Origin of the sequence: Rhodoplanes roseus, assembly GCF_003258865.1 — a bacterium.
In the GTDB taxonomy this organism is placed as follows: domain Bacteria; phylum Pseudomonadota; class Alphaproteobacteria; order Rhizobiales; family Xanthobacteraceae; genus Rhodoplanes; species Rhodoplanes roseus.
Genome location: NZ_NPEX01000290.1, coordinates 1 through 6,869 on the forward strand (window position 1 = coordinate 1; position 6,869 = coordinate 6,869).

Genomic DNA, 6,869 nt, shown 5'->3' on the forward strand with positions numbered 1-6,869 from the left:
TGCGGCGCCCGAACCGCTCGCCGCCGCTGCGGCCCCCGTGGCCCCGGCTCCCCTGGCGGAGCCGACCGGCTCGGTGGCGCGCGGCCTGCTCGGCCGCTGGCCGTTCTCGACCTCGAGCCTGCCACGCCTCGGAATTCCGTGAACGGCCGACGCTGATCGTTGCCGCATTCCGATGGCCGGGCCCCCGCCCGGCCATTTCTTTTTGTCCGGCCACGGGTCGCGCGTTGTCCGGCCGCGGGTCGCGCGGGGGATCATGAGCCGCGCCTCACGCGATCGGTCGACTTTAAGGAAAATCCAGCTTCGCCCTCCAAATTCTTCTTCAACATAGAAACATTTTTAACATCACGTGACCGATCCACACAGAATCGCCCGATTCGCACCAAGATACGACCGCGTCTGCCGTTAGATATCGCGGTCGCGACACTGGATCGACATCGATCTTCCGTGCCGTCCACCCCACCGATGCCGCTCGCGTCTTCCCGCGGCGGCGCCAATAACAACGTTCGACTTGGCTTCTTCCGGAACAGACCGCGTCGTGACTGTCCGCATCCGCCCGCATGCCTGCGCGCGGGGACGCCGCGACGTCTGAGCCGACGCCATCATCGAGGACCCTGCATGATGAAGTTTTGGAGTGCCGCGCTGATCGCGGCCATCGTCGTCGCCCTGCCGGCCGCCGCCATGGCGCGCCCCCACAAGGCCCGGGCCGTCTCGTCCCACATCCACGCCGCCGGCGCCCATCACGGCACGCTCGACCGGCGCAGCGCCGGCCAAAAGCGCGTCCACCGTCACCAGCGCGCCGCCAAGGCGTTCGACCGGCACCGCAGCGCCCGCGCGGCGCGGGCCCACCATCGGGCCCAGTATCGCGCCCACCGGCGCGCCTGGATCCCGGCGGCGGCGCACCGCGCCTATGCCTATGCGCCGGCCGTCGAGCCGAACCAGTGGACCACCCCGACCGCCCAGGCGCGGCCCATGGTCTCGACCCGCCAGGCCGACGGCGCCCGGGTCGGCGGCCTGGTCGCCCCGCTCGCCCAGAAGGCGGCGCAGATCGCCTCGGCCTGCGGCGCCCAGGTGATCAGCGGCGTGCGCCACACCCGGGTCGCCGGCAGCGGGCGGATGTCGCTGCACGCCTCCGGCCAGGCCGTGGACATGCGCGGCAATCCCGGCTGCATCTACCGCATGCTGGGCGGCTGGTCGGGCGGCTACTCGACCGACTACGGGCGGGTGAAGCACGTCCATATCAGCTGGGGCGGGCGCGAGCAGGGCCTGCGATTCTCCCACGGCGGCGGCCGGTCGCGGCACGCCCATGGCGGCGGCCGCGCGCGCTGGGCCGGGCGGATGCACGGCCGGCGCGGCTGAGAACGAGACGGACGAATCGCCCGGCCGCGCCGGCCGGGCGATTCCCCGCCCCGCGCCTCGGCAACGCTGCCCTGAAATCGCGTTTTTGGGCGGTTTCCCGGTCTTGTCCCGGCATCATCGATTTGTTACACCCTCGCCGTCGCTTCGATGCCCGCGCCACTCACGGCCGGTGTCGATACCCGATGCGGTCGTGGCGGAACTGGTAGACGCGCTAGCTTGAGGTGCTAGTGGGGCGACCCGTGGAGGTTCGAGTCCTCTCGACCGCACCATACTTTCGGGCCCGGAATGGGTCCGCTTTCTTCGGACAACTCGTCGACGATCATGTCGCGCGCTTCACGGCGCGCGCGATCGGCCCGAGATGCCGAAGATGTTACCTGCTTCAGCGCATCTCGCTTCCCCGGAGAGCCCGTCGGTGCCCTATCAGGTTGATCGACGTCAACGTTCCAACCTGTTCCGGGCCTAGCCTCTAGAGCCCTGGACAGACCGGCATACCGCCGGTACGTGGCCGTCCATGAGGAGGTGGCGATGAAACAGCGAACTCTCCTGTCACTCGGTGCGGCGGCGCTTGCCGGGCTCTTCATCGTGGCGACGATCCCGACGGAGGCGGACGCCCGTGGCGGCCGGGCCGGCTACGGACGCGTCGGCGGCGCCCGGGTCGGCGTGTATCACGGCGGCGTTTATCGGGGCGGTGTCTATCGCGGCGGTGTCTACCGGGGCGGCGTGTACGGCGGCCCGTATGTGCGGCGCGGCTACGGCTGGGGCGTCGGCGCCGCGGCGGTCGGTGCGGCTGCGGCGGGCGCGGCGGCCTACGGCGCCTACGGCTACCCGGCCTATCAGTGCGGCTATTATCCGTACCCGCCCTGCTACTAACGATCGCGAGCGCGCGGGGTGTCCGCCAGGGCGGCCCCGCGCGTTTCACCGGCGCCTCGAGGACAGCCGGACCACCATCAGATCATCAGGAGCTTGTTCTGTCGCCGGCGCCTGCCGCGCGGCGGAGCGGAGTGCGTCAGCGATATTCGGGCGAGCGCGGCAGCATGCGTCGCACCTCGACGCCGATGCGGCTGCCGCTGACCACCACGGCGCCCTCGGCGACCGGATGATTGTTGACGAGAATCTTGACCGAGTCGTTCTCCTTGCTGTCCAGCTCGATGATGGCGCCGCGCCCGAGACGCAGAACCTGGTGCACCGGCATCACGGTCGACCCCAGAACGACCGCGATATCGAGCGAGACACTGTTGAGCGTGGCCACCGCGACGATTCCCCTGCCCCTGTTCGTTGCGGTCCACAACAGCACGGTTATGGTTAGCAGGTGATTAACGCTCCCCTCACGGCTCCACCCGCCGACACCCGCATCGGCGAGACGTCCGGCTCCAGCATGCCGGCGCTCGCACCGGTCGAATGGTGCATCTCCGACGCGCCCGTCGATTACGCGCAGGCGCTCGCCGTCATGGAGGCGCGCGTCGCCGCGATCGCGGCCGGCACGGCCCCCGAGCTCGTCTGGCTCCTGGAGCATCCGCCGCTCTACACGGCCGGCACCAGCGCGCGGCCCGACGATCTGCTGGAGGCGCGCTTCCCGGTGTTTCCGGCGGGACGCGGCGGGCAGTTCACCTACCACGGGCCCGGCCAGCGGGTCGCCTATGTGATGCTGGACCTGCGCCGGCGGAAGCCGGACGTGCGCTGGTTCGTCGCCTCGCTCGAGGCCTGGATCATCGGCACGCTGGCACGCCTCAACATTCGCGGGGAGACGCGCGACGGCCGGGTCGGCGTGTGGGTGGCCCGGCCCGAGCGCGGCGACGGCCGCGAGGACAAGATCGCCGCCATCGGGGTGCGGCTGAAGCGCTGGGTGAGCCTGCACGGCATCAGCCTCAACGTCGACCCGGACCTCTCGCACTTCGACGGGATCGTGCCGTGCGGCATCGCCGATCCGCGCTTCGGCGTCACCAGCCTGTGGGACCTCGGCCATCTCGTCGAGATGCCGGAGGTCGACACGCTGCTGAAAGCCGAGTTCGAGACGGTGTTCGGCGCGGTCCGGCCCCTCCCGGGCCCGCCACCCGAGATGTTCGCGCCGGCGCGCGAGCACGGCGACTGAGACTCCCGCCGCCAGCCCTCAGATCGTCGACAGGATGGAAAAGGCCTCGCCGGGGCGGCGCTGCTCCAGGTGGCGGGCGCTCGCCGGATCGACCGCGAGGTCGTCCACCCGGGCCCGGAACGGCCCGCGGCGGCAGGCCGCGATGAAGCCCTCGACGCGATCGGGCGAGCCGGCGACCAGGATCTCGACGGCGCCCCCGATGCGGTTGCGGACCCAGCCTTCGAGGTCGCGGCGGCGCGCCTCGCCCTCCGCCCAGCCGCGATAGCCGACGCCCTGGACGCGGCCGCGCACCAGCAGCAGCCGGACGATGATCGCGGCGCCGCTCATGCGATCTCCGCGCTCATGCGATCTCCCCGATCTCGCGCCGGCGCGATCCGGAGAAGCCGCCCGGCCCGAGCCGCGCCAGGGCCGGCACGTAGGGCGCCGGCAGGCCGGCGTCGCGCGCCGCGTCGACCACCAGGGCGTGATAGCCGGGCCGCGGGTGCCCGCGGCGGCGCGAGCGTGCGACGTAGACGAGCGCGCGCACCCGGCCGGCGGCGGTGCGGACCGGGAGCACGACGGCGCGGTAGAGGCCGATATCGGTACGCTCGTAGGAGTTCAGCGCGGCGCGGTCGCGCGGGGCGAGCCGCCACAGCACGCCCTGCACGCGGCCGCCGGCGGCCGGCACCACGGTGGCGTAGCCGTCGTCGTTGATGACGACGCGGACGCCGTCCAGGACGGCGGGCCCGAGCTCGCGGGCGGAGGGACAGCGCCGGCGCATCTGCGCGCGGCTCATGTTGGACCCGTAGGCGAAGTAGAGCGTCATGGCGCAGTCGCTGGACCGTTCCGTCCGGCGCGCCCGCGAGCCCGCCGCGAAAGCCGTTCTATCACAGCATGCGCTGGAAATCGGCCTTGGAGATCGCCTTGCACGACTTGACGAAGCGCACCACGCGGTTGGCGGTCTCGCTGGTCAGGCCGACATAGCGCTCGAACGCCTTCTTGATCTCCGGCTCGGTCTCGATGCCGCCGACCGTCGCCAGCACCCGCTTCACGTCCGGCCAGCCGAGCGCGATCGACTTGCACAGGATCAGGAGCCCGTCGGTGGCACCTTGGCGCATCAGGTTCTTCACCGTCGGCACCGGCAGCTTGCTGAGCGCCGCCAGCGCCTCGATCGTCTCGGTGCGCTTGCCGGCCTGGGCGAGCTCGCCGATCTTGGCCTTCAGCCGCCCCGGCTCGGCGCTCATCACGATGCCGGGCGAATAGCTGTCCTTGTCGATCTGGGCGCGCTCGCGGGCCACCTCGGTGGCGATGTCGGCCAGCGTCCGGGTGATACGCACCCGCATGTCGATGTCGGCGTTCTTGAGCAGGCGGTTCTTCACCACCTCGGTCGCCTTGCGCAGCAGATGCTGGAACACGTCCGGCGGGATGTCGCTGCGGGCGACGAACTGCTCGGCGAGCCGGCCGTCCGATTGCGCCTTCTCGGCCACCTTCATGAAGCCCGGCCGCGAGAAGCGCGCCCCGTGATTGCCCGTGACCCTGAGCGTGACGTCGTCGTCGCCGTGCTCGACCAGCACGTCCGTGACCTTCTCGGTCAACGTCTCGCGGCCCGCGATGGCGGCCAGATGGGCCTGGCTCTTGGTCTTCGCCAGCTCGATCAGGAAATCGTCGGAGAGGATCTTCGAGCGCTCGATCAGCGGCCCTGAGATCTCGATGTCGTCGTTCTCGGCGAGCCGATGGATGGCACGCACCGGCCCGGTGGTCGCGGGCGCGAGCTGCTTCGACAGGCGGATCAGCGCGCTGCGCTCGATCTTCTCGATCAGGTGGCACATCACGTCGTCGAACACCGCGACATGGTCCTCGGTGTAGGATTCGACGTTCACCAGGAACAGGTCGGTGACGCGGCGCAGAATGTCCGCGCGCTGCACGCTCGAGCCGCTGCTGAGCGTCCGCTCCAGTTCATCGATCAGTGACGGAACGCCCACCATGCCCGTTCGCAATCCGCGAAAGTCCACCCCTGGGCAGTACAGGCCGTCACGTCTGAAAGCAGAGTTAACTCGGCGCCGTCGAACAGGCGATATTCGCGCCGCGCATGCCTCGGGCGACGCCGATTGGCGCTGTGACGTCGGCGGTTTCGGCCATCGCCGCGCCGGCACGAGCACCGGGAGCCAATCCGGATCGTCCTGAACGATCTCTCACCTGAACCGCCGGAATCCGCGACGACTGCGGGAGCGCGAGCGGCATCCGCCCTCCGGTGTCTCCTACCGGCTCGGCTTGCGCCGCCGAAAGGTCGCGCGCAGCAGCGCCTTGAACAGCGCCGAGCGCGACCGCTCCAGCCGCTCCAGCCGCCAGCGCAGCTCGCCGGCCTCGGCGATCAGGGCGTTGATGGTGTCGCCGCGCAGGCCGGTCTTCTGGGCGATCTCGGCGAGCGCGCCCGCGCCGTCGCGGCTCGCCGCCTCGACCAGCGCCAGGAGCGGCGGCTCGCCGTAGCGCTCGCCCTCCGGCGCGACGATCGCGGCGTAGCGGGTGCCGAAATGCTCGATCTCCAGGAACCACGGATCGGGCTCGGCCGGCTTGTAGAGGCCGAACACCTTGCCGGGCGCCAGCGTCGCGGCGCTGATCAGCGGATCGCCCCAGGAGGCGTCGCGATCGTAGAACGAGGGCTGCGCCATCCAATGCGCGAGCTGCGCAGCGGTGACGACGAAGCAGCCCGCATGCGGGTTGCCGGGCAGCCGGAAGCTTTGCGACCGGCCGTTCCAGCTCCCGGTGAGCACCGGCGCGACGTCGCGGCGGAACGGCGCCAGCGCGTCGCGCGACAGCCTGCCGTCGATGGCGACCTTGGCGGGCGTGCCGGTCCAGCCCATCTCGCAGCGGACCGGCAGCAGCACGGCCCGCGGCCCGAACGTCTCGGCGAACCAGGCGATCTTGGCGAAGAACGCCGGGTCGTGGACGATCAGGTCGTCCTCCATGTAGGCGTAGAGGTCGTAGGCGCCGGCGCGCTCGCGCATGATCCGCTGCGCCTCGAAGGCGAGCATCATCGGCGCGACGTCGGCGTGCTCCACCGAAAAGGCCGGCGGCGCGAGGCCGACATAGTCGAGCAGGTTGGCGCCGGGCTGGGTCAGCACGACGATATCGAGCGTGTCGGCGGGCCGCCCCTTCCCTTGCGGATCGTCCGGGTCGAGCGAGGCGCGGCGCGGCCCGAAATGCCGATGCAACGCCACGAGCTGCGCGTTCAGCGCCGCGATCTTGGCGAACGGCGCGCGCCCGCTGCCGAGCCCGCCGACCAGATCGGCGCCCTCCTGCGGGCGGAAATAATGCGCGACGACGACGAGGATTCGCATGGCGGCCGCACTCTGGCGACGCAGGGCGGCGATGGCAACGCCCGTCGCTCACCTCCCCTGGGCCGCGTGGCGGAGCCGCGCCGGGAGGTCGGCGGACGAAGTCCGCC

At 71.0% G+C, this 6,869-nt stretch carries 8 protein-coding genes and 1 tRNA gene; 4 read left to right on the top strand and 5 right to left on the bottom strand.

Annotation, left to right across the window (positions count from 1 at the left end; translation table 11 throughout):
* The first annotated feature begins 615 nt into the window (after positions 1-615).
* From CH341_RS35395 to CH341_RS26030, 3 genes are all read left to right on the top strand, one after another.
* Positions 616-1,356 carry a hypothetical protein gene (locus CH341_RS35395; RefSeq protein WP_210208619.1) on the top strand — a complete coding sequence of 247 codons (741 nt, stop codon included), beginning with the start codon at positions 616-618 and terminating at the stop codon, positions 1,354-1,356.
* A 184-nt stretch (positions 1,357-1,540) separates the two neighbouring features.
* Positions 1,541-1,625 (top strand) — tRNA-Leu (locus tag CH341_RS26025).
* Between the two features lie 256 nt (positions 1,626-1,881).
* Complete coding sequence (locus tag CH341_RS26030) at positions 1,882-2,226, top strand: hypothetical protein (protein ID WP_111421874.1); 345 nt, start codon at positions 1,882-1,884, stop codon at positions 2,224-2,226.
* Positions 2,227-2,362: 136 nt separating this feature from the next.
* Here the strand turns inward: CH341_RS26030 and CH341_RS26035 are convergent, their stop codons facing one another.
* Positions 2,363-2,605: a FliM/FliN family flagellar motor switch protein gene (locus CH341_RS26035; RefSeq protein WP_111421875.1), complete on the bottom strand. Its 243-nt coding sequence runs from the start codon at positions 2,603-2,605 to the stop codon at positions 2,363-2,365.
* Positions 2,606-2,731: 126 nt separating this feature from the next.
* Between CH341_RS26035 and lipB the strand changes: the two genes are divergently transcribed.
* Positions 2,732-3,445 carry a lipoyl(octanoyl) transferase LipB gene (lipB, locus tag CH341_RS26040; protein WP_111421876.1) on the top strand — a complete coding sequence of 238 codons (714 nt, stop codon included), beginning with the start codon at positions 2,732-2,734 and terminating at the stop codon, positions 3,443-3,445.
* A gap of 18 nt (positions 3,446-3,463) precedes the next feature.
* Here lipB and CH341_RS26045 read toward each other — a convergent pair whose 3' ends face one another.
* From CH341_RS26045 to CH341_RS26060, 4 genes are all read right to left on the bottom strand, one after another.
* Positions 3,464-3,772 (bottom strand): acylphosphatase, encoded by a 309-nt coding sequence (locus CH341_RS26045; protein ID WP_111421877.1) that lies wholly within the window; start codon positions 3,770-3,772, stop codon positions 3,464-3,466.
* A 13-nt stretch (positions 3,773-3,785) separates the two neighbouring features.
* Positions 3,786-4,250, bottom strand: coding sequence for a gamma-glutamylcyclotransferase family protein (locus CH341_RS26050; RefSeq protein ID WP_111421878.1), 465 nt, complete (start codon positions 4,248-4,250; stop codon positions 3,786-3,788).
* Positions 4,251-4,311: 61 nt separating this feature from the next.
* Positions 4,312-5,409 carry a DUF2336 domain-containing protein gene (locus CH341_RS26055; RefSeq protein ID WP_111421879.1) on the bottom strand — a complete coding sequence of 366 codons (1,098 nt, stop codon included), beginning with the start codon at positions 5,407-5,409 and terminating at the stop codon, positions 4,312-4,314.
* Between the two features lie 273 nt (positions 5,410-5,682).
* Positions 5,683-6,762: a hypothetical protein gene (locus CH341_RS26060; RefSeq protein WP_111421880.1), complete on the bottom strand. Its 1,080-nt coding sequence runs from the start codon at positions 6,760-6,762 to the stop codon at positions 5,683-5,685.
* Positions 6,763-6,869: the final 107 nt, after the last annotated feature.

What these genes read in the sequence shown, in the direction of transcription:
- CH341_RS26045 (WP_111421877.1), bottom strand. Translation starts at nt 3,772, where the DNA reads ATGAGCGGCGCCGCGATCATCGTCCGGCTGCTGCTGGTGCGCGGCCGC.
- CH341_RS26050 (WP_111421878.1), bottom strand. Translation starts at nt 4,250, where the DNA reads ATGACGCTCTACTTCGCCTACGGGTCCAACATGAGCCGCGCGCAGATG.
- lipB (WP_111421876.1), top strand. Translation starts at nt 2,732, where the DNA reads ATGCCGGCGCTCGCACCGGTCGAATGGTGCATCTCCGACGCGCCCGTC.
- CH341_RS26030 (WP_111421874.1), top strand. Translation starts at nt 1,882, where the DNA reads ATGAAACAGCGAACTCTCCTGTCACTCGGTGCGGCGGCGCTTGCCGGG.
- CH341_RS26055 (WP_111421879.1), bottom strand. Translation starts at nt 5,409, where the DNA reads ATGGTGGGCGTTCCGTCACTGATCGATGAACTGGAGCGGACGCTCAGC.
- CH341_RS35395 (WP_210208619.1), top strand. Translation starts at nt 616, where the DNA reads ATGATGAAGTTTTGGAGTGCCGCGCTGATCGCGGCCATCGTCGTCGCC.
- CH341_RS26060 (WP_111421880.1), bottom strand. Translation starts at nt 6,762, where the DNA reads ATGCGAATCCTCGTCGTCGTCGCGCATTATTTCCGCCCGCAGGAGGGC.